The sequence below is a fragment of the Arachidicoccus ginsenosidivorans genome (assembly GCF_007971385.1).
Lineage (GTDB): Bacteria > Bacteroidota > Bacteroidia > Chitinophagales > Chitinophagaceae > Arachidicoccus > Arachidicoccus ginsenosidivorans.
The window spans coordinates 2,686,138-2,709,341 of sequence record NZ_CP042434.1; the positions used below are offsets into that span (position 1 = coordinate 2,686,138).

The following is a 23,204-nucleotide window of genomic DNA, read 5'->3' on the forward strand; positions in this document are numbered from 1 at the left end:
TGCGTTATTCACCCATAAAATTAAAGAACAAAGGGTTATAAACCAAAGCTTTGTCTTTAAAATCGCGGCTTTAGGCTATATGGCTACTGTATATTTATCAGAAGTGTTCTTGGAATTTATGACCCGCCAGGGGTATTTTGCCGGATTGCTCCCTCAATGGTTATAGAACAGCCCTTGCCCGGGGCTGTATTGATATCCATATTGCCATTGAGATAGGCCACTCTGGCGTTAATATTACTTAAGCCAGCGCCATTTTTTGCACCCTCTGGGTCTTTATCAAAACCTTTCCCGTTGTCTTCTACAGTGAGGGTAAACCGGTCATTATTTCGTATAAATTGTAAGAGTACGTTGGTGGCCTGGGCATGTTTAATAACATTGGTCAATAGCTCCTGGACGATACGATATAAAATAATTTCTGTATCCTGGTTCAACCTGTGCTCAAGGCCATATAACTGTAATTGGATCTGTAGGGCTCCTGAGCTTTGAATATAATCGGTATAATTTTCCAGCGCTTCTTTAAGGCCGTATTTGATTAATGCCTCTGGCATCATATTATGTGATACCCTTCTGAGTTCCTGAATCGAATTATCCAGTTGGCCGATAATGCCCTGCAGGGATATTGCACTCTCTTCGGGCAGATAAAAATTACCCTTCATGGAGGAGAGCCGAAGTTTTACACCGGATAGTAAGCCACCTACGCCATCATGAAGATCCCTGGCTAAGCGGCTGCGTTCTTGTTCCTGACCTTTCATCAGAGACTGGGCAGCGATCAGCTGCCTTTCCTGCTCTAATTGCAGAATTTGTTGATGCTGAAACTCTTCTGATTTTTGAGCAGTAAATGTTTGTGCCGGAGATTACGGTAAAACAACAAACCAGTCAGTAGTAACAGGCAAGTAGCAATAATAATAAAAATATTCTGGCTTTCTTTTTTATGCAAGGCCAGCAGCTGCATCTGACTGTTTTTGGTCAGCACTAATATACTATCTGCTTTTTGCTTGTTCTGGTATTTATTCTCGATCTCATTGATTTTGATTTTTGCCTGAGCGCTATTTAGGCTGTCAGAAAGTGTAGCATAGGCCTGAAATTGCCTGGCAGCCTCCGGGTATTGTTTATTTGCCAGTAATGCTTCAGCGAGTAATTTAAGGGCCTGGGCTTTTACTTTGGGTTTGATGTGGGCACGCTGGGTGCTTAGTGCGGATCTGGCATAGACGGTACTGGCTGAATAATTTTGTTGTTTTGCTGCAATTTCTGCCAGCGCCAAAAGTGGCTCTGTCTTCCTTCTGTCGATTTTAGCTGCAAAGCTCAGTGCTTGATTATAGGCGGTTTGGGCTTTGCCCCAAAAGGCACCTGCTTTGTAATAATTCCCTAGTTCCGTATAATAAAATGCACTTAAATCATGGCTATTAACCTCCTTCACTGCTTTTTGGAGATTATCCAATATCTGCCCAGCAGTACTCAATGCGCCAAGGTTAATATATGCATCAGCAATATATAAGGAGCCTTGCAGACGTGCGCCATTTAAGATTTTAAGGTAGGCGGAATCACTTAGCTTTTTTTCCTCCTTATCAAATAAATTGATCGCCTTTTTGCAATAATCAATGACATTTTGGTATTGCTTCATTTCTTTAAAAACAAGGGCAATATTAATGTATCCGATGCCAAGATTAATGGCTCTTTCTTTGGACTCTACTTTGCCGACGGCTTCGTTGGAGGCCAGGTAGTGCTCGATGGCTGCCTGATATTTACCCTGCGCCTTTTCAATATTGGCTTGTATATTCAAAATAACACCCAGGTTGGCTCCAGCTCTTGGCGTCGTGTCCTTTTCAAAGGCCTTGCGGGCTAGATCAAGGTAATGAAAGGCACTGTCAAATTCATTGCTGGTATAAAAACTCTGTCCCATATATCCAGCGGAGGACCCCATGGCTGTCACCCATTGGTTTTTGGCACAAAGCAGATAAGCCGCCCAAAAGTATTTTCTGCCCTCTTTTGGATCAGAGTCCACCAGGTGGTAGCCGATTTCCTGGAGGGTGGAAGCCTTTACGGAGTCTGTGATACTTGGACTTTGGATAGCCTTTTTCAGGCTGTCAAGATAATGGGTTTGCGCACTGGCAGGCTGGCACAATAAAAATAAACCTGCAAATAGCCAGCTCAAGGCTATAAGTCTGGTGTAAACTGACTTTCTGGGTACATTTCGGGTTATATGGGCAGACAGTTTCATCAAAAGTAAATACAGATTTAGGAAATGGCTAAAAAATAACTAAATAAATGAAAGCCTGAATTCATCTGAATTCAAATTTCCGGTTATTTAGGCATTAAACCAATAAGAAAGCCCATAATAAGTGCTTGTAAAGACAAAAATACCCTGTTTAGGGGATAAGCAGGCAGCGCAGCAGAAGGGTAAACAGGAAAGAACTCAAAAGTCATTACGGGTCTCCCCAATGAAACCGATACACGTTAAATAAGTACGGTGCAGAAAGGACAAAAAAAAGCCAGCAAGGAAATTTTGGTTTCGGTGCCGGCTTTTTCGGTTCGCATGCATAAAAAATTTATCAACTATTTGACAAATTCAAAAAACTGGTGTTCAGCTTCCAATAGATATCTTCCTTTTTTAAGATGGCTGATTTTAAAGGCAGCTTGTTTATCTTGGGCTGTTTTTATTAATAAGAGTTTTCGGGAGCTATTGAAAATTTTTACAGGTCCACTCGCGCCACTGACGACCATAGTGCCAGTCTTTTCATCAATGACGAGTTCTATCATTTTTTTCGTATTTTCCTGAGGTTGAGTATCTACTGTGTTATGGAGTTTTTCCAATAGGTTGAATGCGGTTTTGTGATCTTGTGAGCCTCCTTGCAAAACCGACGTAAATGCATCTGCTCGGAGATCGTCCAGAATAATGGCCATAAGTTTTCCAAATGTATGTAACCTGTTGGTTATTAAACGGCTACAAGGGTGACGAGTTCAATTTGGGGTCTTCTGGGAAAAACCTAAACGCACTATATTCTCCACCTACACAATGTTTTTCCTCAATAAAATATACTACATTAGTATTAATTATTGTGCCAAAAAAGACATGCTTTACAAAATAATTCATAAGAAAGATTATAAATGAATAAAATTAATATACTGTTCTTTGTTAATCAGTCATGTATAAAAATAAAAAATGTTTATGATTGAAAAATTACTACAAGATCAGCGTTTTGAACGGGTGATGGAGCCGGACAGATTTTGGCAGACTGAAGATGCCATCTATGAAAATTGTGTGTTTTCTGACAGTAATTTTCAGAAAACAAAACTTTCAGGGCTTAAATACTATGATTGTCTGTTTGATCATTGCGATCTTTCCTTGGTGAGTGTGCAACAAACGATTTTCCAGCAAGTACAGTTTAAGGATTGTAAGATGGCGGGTATATTGTTTGATAGTTGCCATACTTTTGGACTGGAAATGCGTTTTTTTGATTGCAAACTCGACCATTGCAGTTTTTATCATCTGAAGTTGCATAAGGCAATTTTTCAAAACTGTTCGCTCCGAGGCGTTGATTTTAGCGGAGCCGTACTCAAGGAGGCGCAGTTTATGGGGTCGGATCTGACAGATGCAAAATTTGACCAGACCAATCTGGAAAAGGCTGATTTTAGAGGCGCTATCCACTACCAGATCCATCCGCAGTACAATCAAATCAAGGGAGCGAGTTTTTCCATGGATGGGCTACCTGGGTTACTAACTGCCTATAAGATTAAAGTCATGCCATGATCAAAAGGCCTGGGTTTTAATGAAGTAGTATAAATCGTATATCCTTAAGCTTTAATTAGCCAGTTTTAGTTTTATCCGATCAGTTTTAGGAGAGCTCCGTATTATCGAAGTCATGTGTACCTGTTTTTTCCTCGGAATTTTCCGGCTGCGCTTTGTCGGATATTGGTGTCGTTACTGTTGAGCGCTGGGAGGTAGAGGTTTGTGATGCGTGCGCTTCCAGTTTCTCCACTTCATTTTGATCTTCCTGGGTGCTTTCCAGTTCTTCACTTAGGCCCTCCAGCAATGTTTTAGAAAAGGATTTGGAGGATTTGAGGCCCATAGATTTTAATTTGATCGCCTGGTCAATCAAGTTGCCCTTGCCGGTCATCATCTGTCCCATGGCTTTCTGATAAGTTGTCTGGGCTTTGCCCAGGTGGTCACCTACTGCTTCCAGAGATTGGGTAAAGCCAATGAGTTTTTCATAAATCTTTTCACCTTGTTTGACAATATGCAGAGCACTTCTACTTTGCATTTCCCTTTTCCAGAGATCATCCATTAGTTTAAGACAGGCAATCAGATTCGTTGGACTGATCAAGAGAATTCTTTTGCTATAGGCATAGCCCCATAAGGCAGGGTCCTCATGAATCCCTAATAAATAAGCTGGCTCAATGGGTACAAAAAGCATGGTAAAATCAAGTGCTTCTTCAATCTGGTCATAGTTTTTACCATGCAACTGATCAATATGCTGATACATGGATTGCAGATGTTCTTTGAGCGCCAATTTTTGAGCTTCTTTTGTATCTGCGGCCACGTAACGGTCATAGGCCAATAAAGATACTTTGGAATCTACAATTATTGTTCTGGCACCGGGAAGCTTAATTAAGACATCAGGTCTTAATTGTTTTCCACTGGGATCTTTCAGCGTAGCCTGTAAAAAGTACTGACGGTCTTTAACCAGGCCTGATTGCTCCAGAATGCTTTCCAGGATCAATTCTCCCCAGTTGCCTTGCTTTTTGACCTGCCCCTTCAGGGCAGTCGCCAGGTTATTGGCCTGTTCGCTGACCTGATTGGTTTGCTGGATAAGTTCAGATATTTTTGTCCCCAGCTCGGTCTGATCCTTGGTTTGCTGAATATGTGTTTCCCGGATAATCTTTTTAAATCCTTCTATATTTTCACCTAAGGGTCGCAGCAGTTGATCCAGATTGTTTTTATTGGCCTCTGTAAAGCTCTGGGTACGGTCTTTTAAAATCTCCGTAGCCATTTTTTCAAACTCCAGATGGGCTTTCTGATTTAACGCCTGCATCTGCTCTTCTTGCCTGGACTGATTATCTAGTAAGGAATGGTTTTGGGCGGTTAGGGTAGCCTTATCTGAACGTAGCTCTACAATGGCTTCCTGCAAGCGGTCTATTTGCTGGTTCTTATAATTGATTTCAGTAGTAGCCTCTGATAACCGTTCTTGCAGGGCCTGTACACCTGCCTCGGCTTTAGATATATTTTGGTGCAGGAGCCGACTTTCACTCAGTTGCCTTTCCTGAGCTGCTCTTAGTGCTGCAAGATCGTTTTGCAAAGTGACGACCTGTAGTTTTTCCTGACTTAGTTTTTCTGTAAGCACTGCCTGGTCCTGTTCAGTTTGTCGGTTTTTGTCCGCCAGACGCTGATAAACAGACTTTGAAGTCCAAGCGCTGCGCATCCATAAATAGACCAGTATCGCTCCGATAATGAATCCTAATAATAATACCAGCCACATAGTAAAATTTCCCATTGTCCCTGTTTTATTAAATCAGAAAAATCAATAACAAAAATAAGAAATTTAGGTGCTATTTGCTAATTTGTTTTGGCTTATATGGGTGTATTATCGTCTGTTTCGTATTCGACTTAGTGAGACGGGTGTAATGCCTGAATAGCAAGCACTATTATGTTGCACAATACTACAGGAGCATCCTGAAATGCTCCTGTAGTAAATTTGGATCCATTTTCAATAATTATTCATTAATCAAAAAATTGATCTGCTTTATTTCTTACAATTTGATTTCAAAATAACAGACATCTGCATTTTGATAATGGGCAGGTAAGTTCACTGCTTGTTGCAGTTTTTTAATACCTAGAAATTCAAATCCACAGTTTTGGTAGTGCTGAATTAACTTTAGGTTCTCACCGCAGGTGTCCATCCTGATAAACTTTTTATCCTGAGCAAAGTTTTTGGCCCACTCCACGATGAGTTTTACATAATTGTTCCCCCTGAAATCTGGGTTCACGGCGATTCGATGGATATAGATGGAGGATACGCCATCATCCTGCTTCCAGATTTCCGGATCACTATAGGTAATGGCCCAGACACAGGCAACCTTACCGTCAATGTTTATTTTAAATTGCCTTTTTTCTGCTACTTCAGTTTCAATGAGCTGTCGGTCAAATTCTGGCCATTGGTTTTCTGGAAACTTTTCTTTCTGCAGTGCAGTGGCTAACTTATACAGTCTGAAAATTTCTGGTATATCTTTTTCTGTGCTATTTTCTATATGCATGACTTTGTGTTTTTATATGTCGGAACCTTAATGCGTTTCGCTTTTGTTACCATTTATCAGCAATGCTAATTCATCATATTAATAAAATCTTTTTGCAAAGATGACCTGCATTACGGCGCTAAAACCATAACAATTGTAAAGAAATCCCATGGAATCGAAAAGCGATTTTGTGATTTGTCGGTACAAATTTATAAAAATAATTAGTGCTACTTGCTTTGGTTTCTTAAAGGTTACCACGCCGTTGGATTTTACTGATGTGGGGTATTTGGTGAATTGCCGTATTTTTGCCGGATGAAACAAGTTGTTTTTAAAGATCTGGGCAGGATGTCTTATAAGGATGCCTGGGATTTTCAGGAGGCGAAGCTCCTGGAAAAAACGGATCTTAAAAGAGCCGGTCAGGCGGATAAAATCCAAAATGAACTATTCTTTGTGGAACACAATCATGTATATACACTGGGGAAAAGCGGCCATGAAGAAAATGTACTTATATCAAAAGCGTCCCTGGAAAAAAGAGGGATTGAATATTTTCATATAAACAGGGGCGGGGATATTACCTATCATGGACCGGGTCAGATAGTGGGTTATCCAATTATAGATCTGGAACAATTTAAAACGGATTTAGGTTGGTATCTCAGAAGCCTGGAAGAAGTCATGATCCGTACACTGGCAGATTATGGCTTAAAGGGGGATAGAAGCCCTGGCGAGACAGGCGTCTGGCTGGATCCGGATAAAAAAGGCTTTGAAAGGAAGATTTGCGCCATGGGTATTCGTTGCAGCAGATGGGTGACGATGCATGGATTCGCTTTTAATGTCAATACAGATATGTCCTATTTTGATTTTATTGTTCCCTGTGGGATCCAGGGCAAAAAAGCGACTTCTTTACAAAAGGAACTCGGCCGTCCTGTGGATATTGAGGAGGTTAAATCGCGTATGAAACAACATTTTGCTGCTGTATTTCAAATAAAATTTGCAGAAATTTAAGACCTGACATTTGTTACATTGTTGCAAATTGTATCATTTTGCATAATGCAATAATGTTGCAAAAGTAAACGTATTATTGCATATCAAATCATCCTATATATCATTGTTATGTTGATTATCAATATTATATAGGTTATCATCAGGTATTAAAGAGTAAGACATGCAATATAAACTGGGTAGTTCATTATCCATCATGGTTTTATTATTCAGCACGACAACGGCAGTTATTGCCAGAACGCCCAAATCCTCGACTAGAAATGATGTCATAAATAACCATACTTCCAGTTCGGAAGATGTGTTTAAATCGGGAACCCTCCAAGGTGTGATAACCGATAAAAAAACGGGGGCTCCGATTGTGGGCGCTTCCATTACGATCCCTGATCTGAAAATTGGGGCAGTCTCAGATGCAAATGGCCACTATGCTTTTAAGGAACTGCCCAAAGGAATCTATCTGGTTCATGTTGCTGCCATTGGCTATGGGGCAGTGAACCAGAAATTAAATTTTGACCAGCCGAAGACACTTGATGTGGCCATGCAGGAATCCTGGGTAGAAGCGGATCAGGTGATTGTAACGGGCCTCTCAAAGGCAACTACCTTAAAAGAGACCCCGTTCCCATGGTCGCAGTCAGCAAAACTTATATGGATGTACATGCTGGTTCAGGTAATGTCATTGCAGAGCTGGCCAGCGTACCAGGAGTCAGCGCTGTAACGACGGGCCCAAATGTCGCTAAACCCTTTATCAGAGGGCTGGGCTATAACCGGGTAGTAACGGCTGAAAACGGTATCCGTCTGGAAGGCCAGCAGTGGGGCGACGAACACGGTATTGAGGTAGATCAAAATGCGATTAACAATGCAGAGGTGATTAAAGGCCCTGCTAGTTTGAGTTTTGGTCCTGATGCCATTGGTGGTGTCGTGAACCTGCTTACAGCGCCTACTGTAGCGGAAGGAATAATAAAAGGAACGGTAACAGGTGTGTATGGCACCAATAACGGTCTTTGGAACGGTTCTGTTGCCTTACAGGGCAATCAAGGCGGTGTTGTCTGGGGCGCCGTTGCTTCTGCCAAAACGGCCAAAAATTACCAAAATGCACATGACGGCAGGGTCTATGGAACCAATTTTATGGAAAGGGATGCCAGGATCATGCTGGGGCTGAACAAAAAATGGGGCTATAGCTATCTGCATGCTACCCTTTATGATGATAAGCAGGCCATTCCAGATGGTAGTAGGGACTCTGCTACCAGGGCTTTTACCCGGCAAACCACTGAACAGGATGAGCAAAGAGAGATTGTTCCGGCCTCCGTACTAAATAGCTATACCATCCCGGCGCTCCATCAAAAAGTGCAACTTTATCGCATTTACAATACAAGTAATATTAAATTGGGTTCTGGAAACCTTTTACTCAATTTAGGCTACCAATATAGCCACAGAAGAGAGTTTACACATCCGTCCAGACCTGAATTGCCTGGTCTGAACCTGGAACTCCAGACCTATACTTATGATGCCAAATATAATTTTGTGATGGGGGCAGGCTACGAAGCGACAGTTGGCGTCAACGGTATGTATCAGGACAACGGTTTTGGTGATGGGACGGATTTTCCGATTCCTGCCTATCACCAATTTGATTTTGGACCGTTTTTCGTGATTAAAAGAACCTTGGGTAAATTGGATTTATCAGCAGGAGCCAGATACGATACCCGTTCATTTAATGGTAAGGCTGCTTATATCGATAATACAGATGAAACCTTCCCCAGCTTATACACAGGAAAGGATCCTTTAAATCAGCCAAATGTCAGCCAGCAGTTTGCTGCCATGCACAAGCATTTTAATGGACCTTCAGGCAGCCTGGGCGCAACGTATAACTTTTCTTCTGCCTTTTTGTTAAAGGCGAACGTATCCACAGGGTTCAGATCGCCCAGCATTGCAGAGCTCTCTGCCAATGGGGCGGATCCGGGGAGCCAGATTTATCACGTAGGTAATAGTGATTTTAAACCTGAATACAGTGTACAGGGGGATATGGGGGCGTTCCTTACATTACCCAAGCTGACCGCCAGTGCTGAGGTATTTGTGAATCATATAGAGAATTATATCTATCAGCAACAGATCGTGGATGAAAACGGCAATCCGGAAAGGGTAGATGCCAGCGGTAATAGTGATCCTCAGGGCCAATATAGTAAGTTTACTTATGTACAGAGCAAAGCCCGAATAATGGGGGGAGAATTTAATGTGGATGTACATCCTTTTAAATGGTTGCATTTTGCCAATTCCCTGACGCTGACCTATGGTACAAACCTGGGAACGGGCGCAGCAGTGGCAGATAGTCTAAAATACCTGCCATTTATTCCACCACTGCATACCCACTCTGAATTAAAAGGAGAGTGGAATAAAGGATTTGGTCCCTTTAAGAACCTGTATGTGTTCTGTGCACTGGATCATTATAACCAACAGGATAAATTCTTCGCTGCCTACGGCACCGAAACCTATACAGCTGGTTATAATCTTCTGGGCGCTGGATTGGGCGGTAAGGTGATGTCAGAAAAAGGGAAAGAATTATTCTCCTTATATGTTGAAGCCACCAATTTACTCGATAAGAACTACCAGTCCAATATGAGTCGGCTTAAATACTTTGATAATCCTACTGTACCTGAGGGGGTTCAACCGGGCATTTTTAATATGGGCAGAAATATCAGCTTTAAAGTGGTGGTACCCTTAAATTTTAAATCGCCTTCCTTAAAGGGAGCCTGATAACTGACCATTATAATGGTAATGTGGATGGGTGCTTTTGGCTTTTATTGCTTTTTATGCAGGCCAAAAGCACCTGTTTATTTACAAAACAGCCAATTTTCCCATAAATTTTGAAATTATTTTATTAATCCAAATCCACCGAATCCACTGATAGTGATAGCGCTACAGTAAAATAAAGTCAGATTGTTCTCGTAATCTGAAAAAAGAATTTCCTTGTTTGGAAATGTTTAATGTACCTTCGTTCATATTTAGGTTTTTACAGCGCATTGTACGCGGACGATATCTTACTCATTAATTTAATAGTTCAGTATCTCTTCCTTTGACATCCTCTGTCATTTCTTAGATTTTATTTATCATTAATTATTTTTTATGAACATTTATGTTTCAAACCTTAGCTTTCAGATCGATGATGATGACCTGAGAGGCTTTTTCGAGGAATTCGGCACTGTAGATTCTTCCAAAATTGTATTTGACAGAGAAACCCGCAAAAGCCGTGGTTTTGGATTTGTTGAAATGCCCGATGACGAAGCAGCAAAAAAAGCAATCGAATCATTGGATGGTGGATCTGTCGATGGCAGACCACTGAGAGTCAGTGAGGCCAAGCCACGTGAAGAACGTAGCAAACCTTCTGGATCATATGCCGGCAAAAGCCGCTGGTAATATTTTATTGTAAAAGCCAGGCAAGCTGCCTGGCTTTTATTTTTAAATTGACGCAATATCTAAAATCAATATATTTTCCTTGGATAAAGGCTCATTTTGGGTATTAAGGATGTCAGTTGAGGCTTATTATGATGATTTGATTGCGCTATTGCTGACTTAATACTCCATTTTCCCTATGCCATTTTTAGATTATGTATTACAGCCACCTGTATATGGCTGGCGCACGCCCGATGGTTCTTTTTCAAAGCCATCAACCCTACAGATTTTTAAAGAATTTTTTTCCCGCCTGAATATTACACAGGATCGCAAAAACTGGCTCCCTTTTTTCAGTTGGATAAAAGTTGTAGCCTTGGTACCTTTTTTTATATTATTTCTGGTGCTGTATTTAAATTGGTGGACCCTCCTTATTGCCTTTATTTACGGTATGGTCATTATGGGCACACATGGCACCATATGGCATCACCGTTATTGTACACACAAAGCCTATACTTTTAGAAACAATTTTTGGCGCTTTATCACCCAGCATTTGACTATACAGATGATCCCTGAAGAAATTTATGTGATTTCTCATCATGTACATCATGCAAAATCAGACCAGCCTGGTGATCCTTATAATGCCAATGGCGGTTTTCTTTATTGTTTCTTGGCCGATGTCAATCATCAGCCAATTGCGAAAGATCTTTCTGATAAGGATTATGAAAAAGTGCGTCAAATGATGCACCATACCGGTGTTACCGGTAATTCTTATGCAAGTTATAAGCGTTGGGGCTCTTATGTCCATCCTGGCAGGGCAATTATGGTGACCTTGTTTAACTGGCTTTTTTGGTTAACCGTCTGTTATCTGATCGGAGGATTCATGCTGGTATGCACTATTTTTGGTGCTGCCGCTTTCTGGGCTATTGGTGTTCGTACCTTTAATTACGAAGGGCATGGAAAAGGAAAGGACAAACAACGTGCTTTTACTGATTTTAATACCGATGATAAATCTGTGAACCAATTATGGCCGGGTATTGTTGCCGGTGAATGGCATAACAACCATCATCTGTATCCCAGAAGTGCCAGAAGTGGCTTTAAGCCCTTCCAGATAGACTTTGCCTGGTATTATATTTATCTGTTGAAAAAAATCGGTGGGGTTCGTAGTTATCGGGACGCCAAAAAGCAGTTCTACGAAAAATATTATACGCCATTCAAAAAGAACAAAAAACCAGGTAAACTATAAACCACGGACAAAATAAATGTGGCTGAAAATTGACCTGGTTTATCAATTAAATACTTTAAGTTGTAGATTGATTAGCGCAGCTTCAATAGCTTTTGCCTGCCTTTTTAAAGGCAGCAGCTTTCTGAGCAGGGCTCAAATGTTTGTATTGATAAAGCGCATTTTCCCAATCGCCATAATTGGGATTAGGAAGCACTATAAATTTCTTTCCAAAAGCCTCCTTATGGTTTAGTACTGCACTGGTCCGTTCAGCCGCAGTGGGATGGTTGTCAAATAAGGCAGAGAAGTCTGTCAGGTTATCTCCCAATAGCAATGCAATGGTGTAATGCTCGGAGATGCTATCTCTTCGTGCCTGCTTACTGGAAGTGGCTGCCATGGTTAACAAATGCTGGTCATCTGCATTGGGAAAATTGAATTTTCTTAGATTTTTAAGGGTGGCTGCTCTACCTGCCTGATCTCTGTTGGTAACATAAAAAACAGTGACACCTTGCGCAGCCGCATGATGAAAAAATGAAAATGCTCCAGGGATTGTATCTGCACTGGCCTGATTTACCCACTCGTTCCAGCTGGCTGGATCAAAATCCTTGCCCTGTAAAGCCTGATGGATGGCATAGGGGCTATTATCTAAAAAGGTCTCATCAATGTCTGTTACAATGGCCAGTGGCCTCATTGGTTTTTGGTAAGTCAGTATCTGGGTGAGTCTAAGATCTGCCAGTTGAAATGCCTGCAGACAAAGCGCTTTGTATTCAGCAGATTTTTGCATCCAGACGGCTGTAAATAATTTGCCGCCGGCGATCAGCTGATCAGGGCTCAGGGCGGCCGAAGTGGACCTGGAAGCGGCAGTCGCCGGCTCGTGTCCATTTGTTTTTATGGTGATACAACTACTTGCAGCAGCCAGGATCAGTGCCGCAAGACTAATGGATATTTGTTTTTTATCATGTTCCTTTTCTTTTAAAAGCTTTGCCAGAAGTTGCTGTTATCGTATTGACTGGTTTTTAATTGTTCTGTTGGTGCAGATGCAGGTCGATACGGCCACAACAGGGTTAAGCCATCTGATAATGCCTACATTTTCTCTACAATTTTCTTGTAGCTGGTCGTAATGCCCCGGATAATGGAGGAGCTCAATCCCCTATGTTCCATCTCATTTAGACCAGCGATGGTACATCCTTTGGGCGTGGTTACTTTATCAATTTCCTGTTCCGGATGGGTGTGGTGCTGCAATAGTAAATCAGCAGCCCCTTTGACGGTCTGGGCGGCAATAACCGCTGCAACTTTGGCATTAAAACCGATTTCTACGCCGCCCTGGATGTTGGCCCTGATATAACGCATGGCAAAGGCAGTCCCGCAAGCGCCCAGCACTGTGGCGGCATCCATGAGTTTTTCGTCAATTTCTACGGTTTTGCCTAGTTGGTTGAAAAGATCGGTAACGAACTTTTGCTGGGTCTCAGTGACCTTATGCATGCAGGTACAGGTCATACTTTCCTGAATGGCAATAGCGGTATTGGGCATTGCCCGGACAATAGGCAGTTTGCCTGCAGTTAATTCTACCAGGTCCTGGATCCATACGCCGGTGACTACACTGATCAGGGTATGGCGATTACCCTCCAGTACCGGGCTGATCTCATGGATGATTTCACTTACCTGAAAGGGCTTAATAGCCAAAATGATATAATCTGCGCTGGCACTTGCTTTTTGGTTATCACTGAGCACATGCACTCCTTTTGCTTTCAGGCCTTCCAGAAGGCTGGTGTTTCTTCGGGTAACATAGAGATTATCAGGGGTGGTAAAACCACTGCTGAGCAACCCTTCGGCGATGGCGGATCCAAGATTTCCGCCGCCAATAATGGCAATTTTAGACATGATTAATTTTGTTTATGAGTAATTTGGATAAGGTAGACAGTTGATTATTTTTTCAATGCGTTATGCATCTTTTGAATGGTTTTCCAATAAACTAAGCGCGTATTTAATACGGCTGATGGTTGCTTTTGCGCCAATAGCCGCCGCGATATCGAAAACATGGGGACCAAATTTTCCACCTACCAGCATGATCCTTAAAGGTAGCATCAGCTCCCCAGGTTTCAATTGACTGGCAGCTGCAAGCTCCTTAAAGCTGTGTTCCAGGTTTTCTGGCGTAAAATCGGTGGCCAGTTCATAACCGCGGATCAGCTCAATAAAGAAACTATTTTTCTGGTCATTCCATTTTTTCAAGACTGCATCCAGATCCAGCTTTTCGGGTGCCTGAAAGAAAAAGGATGTTTGCTCTACAAAATCGCTGAGCAGGGTACAGCGATCTTTTACCTGTTCGATAATGCCAGGCAATTGATCTTCTTTGCCACTGATGTCAATGCCGGCATTTTTCAGCCAGTAAATAACCTGCGGTTTTAACTGGTCGGCAGATAGTTTTTTGATCCATTCTTTATTGAACCAAAGTGCTTTTTCATAATTAAATTTAGCGCCCTTTTTGTGGATTTTTTCGACAGAGAATTTTTGCAGTAATTCTTCCATAGAAAACAACTCTTGCTCTGTACCGTCATTCCAGCCCAGAACAGCCAACATATTGACAAAAGCCTCCGGCAGGAAGCCAAGTTCTCTGTAACCTTTTGTAAAATCGCCGGTTCTTGGGTCTGTCCAGTTCATGGCAAATACCGGGAAACCTAAACGGTCTCCATCTCTTTTAGAGAGTTTGCCATTGCCATCGGGTTTTAGAATCAGCGGCAGATGGGCCCAGGTCACCATATTTTCCAGACCAAAAAGGTATTTCCAGAGCAAAATATGCACTGGTGCACTGGGTAGCCATTCTTCTCCCCGGAAACTATGCGTGATTTCCATCAGGTGATCGTCCACGACCACCGCCAGATGATAGGTGGGCATGCCGTCTGCTTTAAGCAGTACTTTATCGTCCGTTTCTGAACTATTAAATACGACTTCTCCGCGGATCATATCGGTAAAACGAAGGGTCTCATTTTCGGGGACCTTGAGGCGGATAACATAAGCTGTGCCGGCGTCCAGTAATTTTTTAGTTTCTTCCGAACTTAACGTCAGTGAGTTATGCATTTTCCCTCGTAGCGTGCTGTCATATCTGGGGGAAGGGTTTTCTGCTGTTTTATATTGCGTACGCATGGCTTCCAACTCTTCTGGCGTATCAAAAGCGTAATAGGCATATCCATCCCGAATCAGCTGCTCGGCGTAACGGCCATAGATCGCCTTTCTTTCACTTTGACGGTAAGGTCCAAACGGACCGCCGATGGCAGGGCTCTCGTCAGGATTAAGCCCACACCAGGCCAGGGTCTCATATATATACGCTTCGGCGCCTTCCACAAAGCGTGTCCGGTCTGTGTCTTCGATACGAAGTATAAACTGCCCGTTATGTTGCCGGGTAAACAGATAATTAAACAGGACAGTGCGCACACCGCCTAAGTGAAGCCCCCCTGTCGGAGAGGGTGCAAATCTTGTTCTTACTTTTCTATTTGTACTAGTCATATTGTCTATGTTATCCATAAGGCACAAAGATAAGATGATTGGTCGGAAGCTACCAGTCAAATTGAACCCCATAAAATAGCAGGTAAAAAGCAGGAAAAATGGCGGTAATTAGATGGATAATAGTCGGAAGGGTATATAATTTTTTGGAATTAGGGAAAAATTGGCTGTATTGTAGAATCTGGTGGGCTTTATACCAGCTGACAGGTTCAGGACAATGTTAAGATTGACCCTGTCAGGCAAGGCCTGACAGGGATCTCGCATCAATTTTGCGGGATATACTGTACATTGCAATTAATAAAATTAGATTTGATCATAGAATAAAATAAACGGACCCAAAGGCAAAGGTTGCAAATCAAAATTAAAGGCAATAAGGTTGAAAAGAACGGCAATTTTAGATGGATTACCTTTACAATTTTGATGCTGTTTAACGGCACTTTGCTCCGGATTACAGAAGACTTAATATTCTACCATGAAACATTTACCCTTACCCAGCGCTTTATTTACAGAAAACAGAAGACGCTTTGTCAAAGAAATGAAGCCGGACAGTATAGCGATTTTCAACAGTAATGATGAGATGCCGGCCAATGCGGACGCCACGCTTGGATTTGTTCAAAATAGTGATCTGTATTGGTTGACCGGGATCCAGCAAGAAGATACGATGTTGCTGCTTTTTCCAGATCATCCGGATCCTGCCTGGAAAGAAGTGCTCGTGCTGGTGCGTCCAAGTGAACTTAAGGAAAAATGGATTGGTCACCGGCTGAGTGTTGAGCAGGGCCAGGCGATTTCTGGCATTAAATCAGTGATCTGGCTCGATGAACTGGACAGTTATTTACCGGGGATCATTCATATTGCAGAAAATATCTATCTTAATAGTAATGAGCATGATAAGGGAGTTGTAGGGGTGCCTACCCGGGATTACCGCTTTATCGCTCAGATGAAGGCGAGGTATCCGTTGCATCAATATTTAAGAGCAGCCGCCATTACCCGAAGTCTTAGAATGGTTAAAACTACGCAGGAAGTAACCGTTATTCAAAAAGCCATTGATATTACTGATAAAGCCTTTAAAAGAATACTTGGATTTATTCAGCCGGGTGTATTTGAATTTGAGATAGAAGCGGAGATCCTTCATGAATTCATTTCTAACCGTGCCAGTGGTGAAGCATATCCCAGTATTCTGGCCAGCGGCGACCGGGCAAGAATCCTGCACTATATTGATAATAACCAAAAGTGTGAGGCCGGGGAATTAATACTCATGGATTTTGGGGCTCGTTATGGCGGTTATAATGCGGATTTAACCCGTACGGTGCCGATCAGTGGTGTGTTTAGCAAAAGGCAAAAAATGCTCTATAACGGTTGCCTGGAGCTGCATAAATACTGTGCGTCCATCCTGAAGCCAGGCATTACCCTGGATAAATATCATGAAAAGGTAGGGGAGCAGGCAACCAAAATATTCATTAAGCTTGGTCTTTTGACAAAGGCAGATGTAAAAAATGAAGATCCCAAAAACAGGGCTTACCGAAAATATCTCTACCATGGTATTTCTCACCATTTAGGGGTGGATGTGCATGATGTACATGATAAGTATGTCCCTTTAAAGGCCGGTGCCGTATTAACGATTGAGCCGGGCATTTACATCGCTGAAGAAAAGACGGGCATCCGTATTGAGAATAATTATTTACTCACCAGAAGCGGCAATAAGGATCTGATGAAAATATTCCAATTACAATAGAAGAGATTGAAAAATACATGAAAAGCAGGTAAGCCGATTTAGCCGTGCCTCCTAAGCGCTATTCGCTTTTTAAGGCAGGGAGGCTTTGGGCGAAGCTGGCCATAGGTCAGTTTGGGTATTTCCAGCGTATTTATTTGTAATTTTGCCATCCAAAAAATTTTGAATGAGAAAACACATAGCCAATTGTTTTACGCTACTGAACCTGGTATTTGGTAGTCTGGCGGTGATACAGATCCTGCAGGGATTGCCAGGTCTGTCTGCTGGCAGTAGTGCTGAAGAGACTGTGGCCAGGATGTGCGTGGCTTCGCTTTTTATTTGCCTGGCCGCAGTGGTGGATTTTCTGGACGGGCTGATTGCTCGTCTGTTAAGTGCAACTTCTGAGATGGGAAAGCAATTAGATTCTTTAGCCGATCTGGTGAGTTTTGGGGTGGCCCCGGGGCTGATCTTATATGAATTTTTACTGATCAGCTATACGGGCACGGGGGGAAGTAACAGCGCAATAAATTACTGGTATTTGTTGCCGGCGCTATTGGTGCCGCTAGCCGGTGCTTACCGGTTGGCCAGATTTAATCTGGGGACTAGTTTTTCTACTGAATTTGAGGGGCTGCCTATCCCGGCCGGCGGCATACTGATTGCTGCTTTCCCGCTGATTTATATCAATACGGAGCTTAGCGGCATGCAGGAACTTCTAAAGGCGCCCTACTTCTGGTACGCAGTAGTGGCCGTTGTCAGCTTTTTGATGATATCTACACTGCCCATGATGAGCCTGAAGTTTAAAAATCTGTCTTTTGTCCAGAACTGGCCAAAATTTTTGTTGATTATACTTGCGATCATCCTTGGTTTGTGGCTGCATTGGCTGGCTGTTCCGCTGGTCTTTTTAGTCTATATTGTGCTGTCTGTTATGATGTTACGTAAACCTTGAACCGGCCTGCAAAATAAATTGATGTTTAACCAACGTTTTACACAATCGACATCAGAATTTAAAACAATTCCGTTATTTTTACACACTAATATTTAATCCTTTATGCCTCAGTTTCATTTTAAAGAGCAATCCGGATTTTACAAAGGCAAAGTAAGAGATGTCTATTATATTGGGACTGACCGCCTGGTAATGGTGGCCAGCAATCGTATCTCTGCTTTTGATGTGATTCTACCAAGGCCCATCCCTTATAAAGGTCAGGTCTTAAATCAAGTGGCTGCGTATATGCTCAATGCCACCCGTGATATCTGTCCTAATTGGCTGCAGGCTACGCCTGCGCCCAATGTTTCAGTAGGACGAACCTGCACACCGTTTAAAATTGAGATGGTCGTCAGAGGTAATCTGACCGGCCATGCCTGGAGAACATATAATAGCGGTCTTAGAGAACTCTGCGGCGTTGCATTGCCTGAGGGCTTAAAAGAGAATGATTTTTTTCCTCAGCCAATTATCACTCCTTCTACCAAAGCGGAGGAAGGTCATGATGAGGATATCTCCAAAGAACAGATCATTGCTACTGGTCTATGCAGTGCGCAGCAGTGGGAGGAACTTGCGGCCTATTCGCTGGCACTCTTTAACAGGGGACGTCAAATGGCCGACAAACAAGGGCTGATCCTGGTAGATACAAAATACGAGTTCGGATTACTGGATGGAAAGATCTACCTGATGGATGAAATCCATACACCGGATTCTTCCCGGTATTTCTATAAAGAAGGTTTTGAAGCCCGCCAGGCGTCAGGTGAAAGGCAAAAACAATTAAGTAAGGAGTTTGTCAGGGAATGGTTGATTGAGCATAATTTTATGGGCAAAGAGGGGCAAACTGTACCAGAGATGACCGACGCCTGGGTCAATCAGATCTCCAAAAGGTATATAGAATTATTTGAGCAGGTAACCGGTCAGAAATTTTTACCACAGGATTGGTCTGAAAAGCAAGTGCTCGATGCCATTAATAAGGAACTGGGACAGCAATAATTATAAATAGAAAAGCAACACCGATAGCCGGAGCTGCACAACCATCAATGCAAAATATTCAATTATGATAATTACCGTAAGAGAGAAAACACCCGAGTTCGGTCAGAATAATTATATCGCACCGACGGCAACATTAATTGGTGACGTAAAAACAGGCAATGATTGTAGCTTCTGGTTCGGCAGTGTCGTCAGAGGTGATGTGAATTCAATTAGAATCGGCAATAAAGTGAATGTCCAGGACAATGTGGTGATTCACTGTACCTATGAGATGTCAACTACCACCATTGGAGATAATGTCTCCATAGGTCATAATGCGGTGATTCATGGTTGTAATATTCATGACAATGTGCTGATTGGTATCAGTGCCGTGATTATGGACGGGGCTATTATTCATAAGAATTCTATTATTGCAGCCGGAGCTGTGGTACTTAAAAATACCATTGTAGAAGAAGGATGTATTTATGCGGGTGTCCCTGCCAAAAAAATCCGGGAAATTTCTCCAGATTTGCTGGAGGGCGAGATTGAAAGAATTGCCCATAATTACCTGCTGTATACCAGTTGGTATCAAGAGGGCAGCAGCGATGAAAACAATCCAGGTTAAGCAGCCGGTTTTTGGGGGGCTCGTGTTACCCCGATTGCGCAAATTTTAGTTTTAGGAATTCATAATTCATAAGCCACGGCCAGGTAAGATTACTATTATATGAAACGGATAGGGCCTAACCTGGCTGTTTTTGTGTATTTGACCAAAAGCGGTAATGCATATTATAAAGTTGCGCTCAAATGGCTGAATGGACAGATAAGTAGTCTCTTACCCACAAGATCCTTTATTTTTATCAATAGTTGACCTCAGAAATGCTGTCCATAATCTTACAATAGCTGATATAGCGTTCTTCGGAGATATCCCCTTGTATGACAGCTTTGGTTACTGCGCATTCTGGTTCATCCAGGTGCAGGCAGTTATTGAATTTGCAGTTATGCAGCAGGGCGCGCATTTCTGGAAAATAATGGGATAGCTCTTGTTTAGAAATATCCAGCACCCCAAACTCCCGGATACCAGGTGTATCAATGACCTTACCGCCAAAAGGTAGATCGATCATCTCTGAGAAAGTAGTGGTATGCATGCCTTTGCCGCTCCAGCCACTGACCTCGCCTGTCCTTAAGGTGACTTCGGGGTGGACGCCATTGATAAAGGTGGATTTGCCCACCCCTGAATGGCCGCTAATCAAAGTCGTTTTGTCTTTTAGCAGGTATTTTAAATCAGTGAGACCTTGCTCGGTTTCCATACTGATCAGCATGACTTTATACCCAATTTTGCTATATAATGCGGTATAAAGCTCTAATTGCTCGATTTCCTTTTTACGATAGATATCAATTTTATTAAAAACCAGGATGGCTGGTACGTGGAAGGCTTCGGCTGATATCAGAAACCGGTCAATAAACCCGCTGGAAGTCTTTGGATTACGTAATGTGGCAAATAAGAGCGTCTGGTCCAGATTAGCACCGACGATATGATGCTGATTTTTATTGTGTGGGGAGACCCGGGCAATATAATTATCTCTTTCTTTAATCTCCGTGATCACCACGGACTGTTCGCTTTCGGTGTCTGTAATGATTTCTACCTTGTCGCCTACCGCGATCGGGTTTGTGGAGGTAATGCCGTCCAGCTTCATGGCCCCTTTGATACGGGCACGATAGGATTTGCCATCGTGCGTTTTGACGATATACCAACTACCGGTAGATTTATAGACGATCGCTTGCAATGGACGTAAGCTTTTATTATGGATACGAAGATATTACAATTGCCTGAAAATGTGTCCAGGTTGCGGAAAATAAAGGAATTCCCTAGGGTTATGGCAATTTTAAGGAGCACTTAAGGGGACTTTTTGAGGATAGCACATGGTTTTATATGAGGGGCATCATGAATTGTAAACAGCAGTGCTGTTGTTTACAATTAACGGCTAATTGAAAATCCCTCCCAAAATGCGCCCGCCCCTTTTCTACTTTCCAAGCCCCAAACTTAGAGAATTGAATTAGAAGGGTCATCAAGTGGTGGAGTGAATTGGGCATGGCGCTACTTTTGGTTATGAAATTTAATGCTTTTGTTTGAATATCAATATATTGTAATTGTAATTGTTATGTTGGAATATCAAATTGTTATGGTTATATGATATTTGAATAAAGAATTATTATGATTATTTGATAATTGAGTAACGAATTATTATGGTTTTTTGCTCGAGTGTTACAATTGAAAGGGATGGGTGAGGCTTTTTTGAAGAGTGGAGGGGCAGAAATGGGATGTATATAAATATAAATATATAATTACCATATTCCGTTTTTTGAATTTTATGAAAAATACAATTATGCAGAACTATATTTTCGAATTATTGAAGTAATTTTTTAGCTAGGAAATGCGGCTGGATTGTTTTTATATTTTCTGTTGCAAATACGGATAATAAAATGCTTTGCCCATCAGTAAGTTGTATCCAGAGACCTTTATTTCCTTTAGTGGTATAGCCTTTGCCATATTTTTTGCTCTTTTTCAGGCCCCAGCCGCCAAAATCTTGGATAGGGTTATAACTGACAATGCTGACAGACGCAATCTGTTCCCACGGGTAAATCTTAAATTGGCGCATGGTTGGTGCATATTTGAATGCGATACCTTCATCAGTTATTGTTGTCGTAAGTTTTAGAAGAAACATAAAACAAAGGGCTGCGATGCAAATAACGATTATCACTATACTTAGAATCACGCCTAAATTATCACGTTTGGCTCTTTGATCAAAAAAGAGCCAGGCCATGATTACAAATACTGGCAGGAAACTAAACAGGAATGCTGGTCGAAAAAGTCTGCTTGTTTCTCTAAAAGAATAATTTGCTCTTTGCATCATGCTAAAGATAATGATAATGCTGGTATCACGATCTTAGCTGTTCAGGAAAATATGTTGATAGCGGGAATGCCAGTAACAACCCAGTTGGTAGAATTTAATGTGCTTTTGAAAGGGCTTCAAAAACCATTTGGAATTTTTTATGTTCTTTGTACTTGATATTTTTTCCTCTTGACCCAATAGCAGGTCGCTAAGGTTTAAATCTATTTCAGAGCAGTTTGCAATGCCTTGATTCAATAAGTCCAGCACGCCTGTTTCTTTGGCTTTTCTATACCATAAAGAGCAGGGGCGTTTCGCTATTACTGCAAGGTCTTTGGCGGAAATGTATTTGAATTTTTTGCTTAGTCTTTCAAGTATGTCAATATCGCTATCGCTGAATTCATCATCCTTGAACTTGCTCAGTGCAATGATTCGAGGGCTGTTTAGGGTTTGCCGAACCATAAAATAAGCACTGAAAAATTTTGCGCCATTATGGAGGTCAATATACAATTCTTGGTTTACGGGGCCTGATTGCCAAATTTGGTAACTTAAACCGAAAAACGGAATTCCTCGCTCCTTAACGGAGACCTCATCCATTAGATAAATGAGATTGAGTAGCTTAGATATATCGAGATTTGGGATATTGGTTGCCAACAAAATACTCGAATGGCCTATTTTTTCTTTTTGTTCTTTGGTCATTATTTTTTAGCAAAACCACCAAATTATGGCTATTTGGGTTTAAGTGAGTTATCTATTCATTTTTCTTCCGGTAGTAATATTTAAATTGAGGCAACAATCTTTGATGCCGGAAAGGCGGCGGGTTACTGATTTCTCCTCCAATAACCCCAAAAAATTAAAGCTGGACGAACGAGCCCAAAATCTGGTTCTGAAGATAATGCTGTTACAGATCCAGGTAGAATATGCGATTAAAGACAAACGTAAATTGAACAGTTCTATTTAGGGCTTTTAATGGTAGCTTCTTACTGCTCACCATCCTCCATTGTCCTTGTAACTTTTTCTTTTTTATACCATTTTATACCTATAATGGAAAGAATGCCCAGTGGGATCACCATTAAATAAAGAATACCTTTATTCAGACCGGCGGCAGGGCCATCGCCCAGTTGCTGCGCGGTTTTCGTACAGAGCGCGCATTGTGCCATCAGATTTGAAAGGTTGAGAATTAGCAGGCAAAACAGCATGGAAACACCTAAAAGCACTCCTCTGCTTTTGGTAGAAAACTTTGTTGTAGGTATGTGTTTCTTTTTCATTGCTTTTCTTTTTTGGTCCGCTACAAAGTCTCATTAAATGAGGCTGTTCTACTCAAAGGTAAGTCCC

22 protein-coding genes are annotated in these 23,204 nt (G+C 41.9%); 10 read left to right on the top strand and 12 right to left on the bottom strand.

The annotated features are described in order from the left end of the window. Window positions 1–116: 116 nt before the first annotated feature. The 3 genes from FSB73_RS10760 to FSB73_RS10770 form a co-directional block, all read right to left on the bottom strand. Entirely contained in the window at window positions 117–752 is a 636-nt protein-coding gene (locus FSB73_RS10760) for a sensor histidine kinase (RefSeq protein ID WP_146781746.1), read from the bottom strand. Between the two features lie 35 nt (window positions 753–787). Beyond that, entirely contained in the window at window positions 788–2,218 is a 1,431-nt protein-coding gene (locus FSB73_RS10765) for a tetratricopeptide repeat protein (protein WP_146781748.1), read from the bottom strand. 335 nt (window positions 2,219–2,553) lie between these two features. Continuing rightward, the gene (locus FSB73_RS10770) at window positions 2,554–2,901 is read right to left on the bottom strand and encodes a hypothetical protein (protein WP_146781750.1); all 348 of its coding nucleotides are present in this window, start codon (window positions 2,899–2,901) and stop codon (window positions 2,554–2,556) included. 265 nt (window positions 2,902–3,166) lie between these two features. On the opposite strand from FSB73_RS10770, the gene FSB73_RS10775 reads away from it, so the two are divergent. Then, window positions 3,167–3,748 carry a pentapeptide repeat-containing protein gene (locus FSB73_RS10775; protein ID WP_158639498.1) on the top strand — a complete coding sequence of 194 codons (582 nt, stop codon included), beginning with the start codon at window positions 3,167–3,169 and terminating at the stop codon, window positions 3,746–3,748. An 85-nt stretch (window positions 3,749–3,833) separates the two neighbouring features. Here the strand turns inward: FSB73_RS10775 and rmuC are convergent, their stop codons facing one another. Then, complete coding sequence (rmuC, locus tag FSB73_RS10780) at window positions 3,834–5,489, bottom strand: DNA recombination protein RmuC (protein WP_146781755.1); 1,656 nt, start codon at window positions 5,487–5,489, stop codon at window positions 3,834–3,836. A 256-nt stretch (window positions 5,490–5,745) separates the two neighbouring features. Then, window positions 5,746–6,249, bottom strand: a complete 504-nt coding sequence (locus FSB73_RS10785; protein WP_146781757.1) for a GNAT family N-acetyltransferase — start codon at window positions 6,247–6,249, stop codon at window positions 5,746–5,748. A 291-nt stretch (window positions 6,250–6,540) separates the two neighbouring features. On the opposite strand from FSB73_RS10785, the gene lipB reads away from it, so the two are divergent. The 5 genes from lipB (at window position 6,541) to FSB73_RS10810 (ending at window position 11,851) form a co-directional block, all read left to right on the top strand. Next, complete coding sequence (lipB, locus tag FSB73_RS10790) at window positions 6,541–7,230, top strand: lipoyl(octanoyl) transferase LipB (protein WP_146781759.1); 690 nt, start codon at window positions 6,541–6,543, stop codon at window positions 7,228–7,230. A 160-nt stretch (window positions 7,231–7,390) separates the two neighbouring features. Next, on the top strand, window positions 7,391–7,939 hold the full coding sequence (locus FSB73_RS10795; RefSeq protein WP_146781761.1) for a carboxypeptidase-like regulatory domain-containing protein: 549 nt from the start codon (window positions 7,391–7,393) through the stop codon (window positions 7,937–7,939). Beyond that, window positions 7,846–9,972 carry a TonB-dependent receptor gene (locus tag FSB73_RS10800; protein WP_146781763.1) on the top strand — a complete coding sequence of 709 codons (2,127 nt, stop codon included), beginning with the start codon at window positions 7,846–7,848 and terminating at the stop codon, window positions 9,970–9,972. The genes FSB73_RS10795 and FSB73_RS10800 overlap by 94 nt, the downstream gene beginning before the upstream one ends. Window positions 9,973–10,341: 369 nt before the next feature. Then, the gene (locus tag FSB73_RS10805; RefSeq protein ID WP_146781765.1) at window positions 10,342–10,632 is read left to right on the top strand and encodes an RNA recognition motif domain-containing protein; all 291 of its coding nucleotides are present in this window, start codon (window positions 10,342–10,344) and stop codon (window positions 10,630–10,632) included. Window positions 10,633–10,807: 175 nt separating this feature from the next. Beyond that, window positions 10,808–11,851: a fatty acid desaturase gene (locus tag FSB73_RS10810; protein WP_146781767.1), complete on the top strand. Its 1,044-nt coding sequence runs from the start codon at window positions 10,808–10,810 to the stop codon at window positions 11,849–11,851. 82 nt (window positions 11,852–11,933) lie between these two features. Here the strand turns inward: FSB73_RS10810 and FSB73_RS10815 are convergent, their stop codons facing one another. The 3 genes from FSB73_RS10815 to gltX all read right to left on the bottom strand — a co-directional run bounded on the left by FSB73_RS10815 (window position 11,934) and on the right by gltX (window position 15,328). Beyond that, window positions 11,934–12,815 carry a 5'-nucleotidase, lipoprotein e(P4) family gene (locus tag FSB73_RS10815; protein WP_225974819.1) on the bottom strand — a complete coding sequence of 294 codons (882 nt, stop codon included), beginning with the start codon at window positions 12,813–12,815 and terminating at the stop codon, window positions 11,934–11,936. Window positions 12,816–12,910: 95 nt separating this feature from the next. Beyond that, on the bottom strand, window positions 12,911–13,708 hold the full coding sequence (gene proC / locus FSB73_RS10820) for a pyrroline-5-carboxylate reductase (protein WP_192904106.1): 798 nt from the start codon (window positions 13,706–13,708) through the stop codon (window positions 12,911–12,913). 60 nt (window positions 13,709–13,768) lie between these two features. After that, the gene (gltX, locus tag FSB73_RS10825) at window positions 13,769–15,328 is read right to left on the bottom strand and encodes a glutamate--tRNA ligase (RefSeq protein ID WP_146781773.1); all 1,560 of its coding nucleotides are present in this window, start codon (window positions 15,326–15,328) and stop codon (window positions 13,769–13,771) included. Between the two features lie 469 nt (window positions 15,329–15,797). Here gltX and FSB73_RS10830 point away from each other — a divergent pair, with 469 nt between their 5' ends. The 4 genes from FSB73_RS10830 (at window position 15,798) to FSB73_RS10845 (ending at window position 19,606) form a co-directional block, all read left to right on the top strand. Then, entirely contained in the window at window positions 15,798–17,057 is a 1,260-nt protein-coding gene (locus FSB73_RS10830) for an aminopeptidase P family protein (RefSeq protein WP_225974697.1), read from the top strand. Between the two features lie 163 nt (window positions 17,058–17,220). Beyond that, window positions 17,221–17,979, top strand: coding sequence for a CDP-alcohol phosphatidyltransferase family protein (locus FSB73_RS10835; RefSeq protein WP_146781775.1), 759 nt, complete (start codon window positions 17,221–17,223; stop codon window positions 17,977–17,979). A gap of 102 nt (window positions 17,980–18,081) precedes the next feature. Beyond that, window positions 18,082–19,005 carry a phosphoribosylaminoimidazolesuccinocarboxamide synthase gene (locus tag FSB73_RS10840; RefSeq protein WP_146781777.1) on the top strand — a complete coding sequence of 308 codons (924 nt, stop codon included), beginning with the start codon at window positions 18,082–18,084 and terminating at the stop codon, window positions 19,003–19,005. Window positions 19,006–19,069: 64 nt separating this feature from the next. Further along, entirely contained in the window at window positions 19,070–19,606 is a 537-nt protein-coding gene (locus FSB73_RS10845) for a gamma carbonic anhydrase family protein (RefSeq protein WP_192904107.1), read from the top strand. A gap of 232 nt (window positions 19,607–19,838) precedes the next feature. On the opposite strand, the gene rsgA is transcribed toward FSB73_RS10845, so the two are convergent. The 4 genes from rsgA to FSB73_RS10865 all read right to left on the bottom strand — a co-directional run bounded on the left by rsgA (window position 19,839) and on the right by FSB73_RS10865 (window position 23,137). Then, complete coding sequence (gene rsgA / locus FSB73_RS10850; protein WP_146781782.1) at window positions 19,839–20,765, bottom strand: ribosome small subunit-dependent GTPase A; 927 nt, start codon at window positions 20,763–20,765, stop codon at window positions 19,839–19,841. Between the two features lie 621 nt (window positions 20,766–21,386). Beyond that, a complete protein-coding gene (locus FSB73_RS10855) occupies window positions 21,387–21,893 on the bottom strand; it encodes a hypothetical protein (protein WP_146781785.1) in 507 nt (168 codons plus the stop codon). Between the two features lie 33 nt (window positions 21,894–21,926). Further along, window positions 21,927–22,568, bottom strand: coding sequence for a Panacea domain-containing protein (locus FSB73_RS10860; RefSeq protein WP_146781788.1), 642 nt, complete (start codon window positions 22,566–22,568; stop codon window positions 21,927–21,929). Window positions 22,569–22,849: 281 nt separating this feature from the next. Further along, window positions 22,850–23,137 carry a hypothetical protein gene (locus FSB73_RS10865; RefSeq protein ID WP_225974698.1) on the bottom strand — a complete coding sequence of 96 codons (288 nt, stop codon included), beginning with the start codon at window positions 23,135–23,137 and terminating at the stop codon, window positions 22,850–22,852. Window positions 23,138–23,204 lie beyond the last annotated feature (67 nt).

Bases quoted from the DNA above. Each gene is read 5' to 3' on its own strand.
- FSB73_RS10855 (WP_146781785.1), bottom strand. From the start codon at position 21,893: ATGATGCAAAGAGCAAATTATTCTTTTAGAGAAACAAGCAGACTTTTT.
- FSB73_RS10830 (WP_225974697.1), top strand. From the start codon at position 15,798: ATGAAACATTTACCCTTACCCAGCGCTTTATTTACAGAAAACAGAAGA.
- FSB73_RS10865 (WP_225974698.1), bottom strand. From the start codon at position 23,137: ATGAAAAAGAAACACATACCTACAACAAAGTTTTCTACCAAAAGCAGA.
- FSB73_RS10835 (WP_146781775.1), top strand. From the start codon at position 17,221: ATGAGAAAACACATAGCCAATTGTTTTACGCTACTGAACCTGGTATTT.
- proC (WP_192904106.1), bottom strand. From the start codon at position 13,708: ATGTCTAAAATTGCCATTATTGGCGGCGGAAATCTTGGATCCGCCATC.
- FSB73_RS10845 (WP_192904107.1), top strand. From the start codon at position 19,070: ATGATAATTACCGTAAGAGAGAAAACACCCGAGTTCGGTCAGAATAAT.
- lipB (WP_146781759.1), top strand. From the start codon at position 6,541: ATGAAACAAGTTGTTTTTAAAGATCTGGGCAGGATGTCTTATAAGGAT.
- FSB73_RS10795 (WP_146781761.1), top strand. From the start codon at position 7,391: ATGCAATATAAACTGGGTAGTTCATTATCCATCATGGTTTTATTATTC.
- gltX (WP_146781773.1), bottom strand. From the start codon at position 15,328: ATGACTAGTACAAATAGAAAAGTAAGAACAAGATTTGCACCCTCTCCG.
- FSB73_RS10840 (WP_146781777.1), top strand. From the start codon at position 18,082: ATGCCTCAGTTTCATTTTAAAGAGCAATCCGGATTTTACAAAGGCAAA.
- rmuC (WP_146781755.1), bottom strand. From the start codon at position 5,489: ATGGGAAATTTTACTATGTGGCTGGTATTATTATTAGGATTCATTATC.
- FSB73_RS10805 (WP_146781765.1), top strand. From the start codon at position 10,342: ATGAACATTTATGTTTCAAACCTTAGCTTTCAGATCGATGATGATGAC.
- FSB73_RS10775 (WP_158639498.1), top strand. From the start codon at position 3,167: ATGATTGAAAAATTACTACAAGATCAGCGTTTTGAACGGGTGATGGAG.
- FSB73_RS10785 (WP_146781757.1), bottom strand. From the start codon at position 6,249: ATGCATATAGAAAATAGCACAGAAAAAGATATACCAGAAATTTTCAGA.
- FSB73_RS10800 (WP_146781763.1), top strand. From the start codon at position 7,846: ATGGTCGCAGTCAGCAAAACTTATATGGATGTACATGCTGGTTCAGGT.
- FSB73_RS10810 (WP_146781767.1), top strand. From the start codon at position 10,808: ATGCCATTTTTAGATTATGTATTACAGCCACCTGTATATGGCTGGCGC.
- FSB73_RS10760 (WP_146781746.1), bottom strand. From the start codon at position 752: ATGAAAGGTCAGGAACAAGAACGCAGCCGCTTAGCCAGGGATCTTCAT.
- FSB73_RS10860 (WP_146781788.1), bottom strand. From the start codon at position 22,568: ATGACCAAAGAACAAAAAGAAAAAATAGGCCATTCGAGTATTTTGTTG.
- FSB73_RS10770 (WP_146781750.1), bottom strand. From the start codon at position 2,901: ATGGCCATTATTCTGGACGATCTCCGAGCAGATGCATTTACGTCGGTT.
- FSB73_RS10765 (WP_146781748.1), bottom strand. From the start codon at position 2,218: ATGAAACTGTCTGCCCATATAACCCGAAATGTACCCAGAAAGTCAGTT.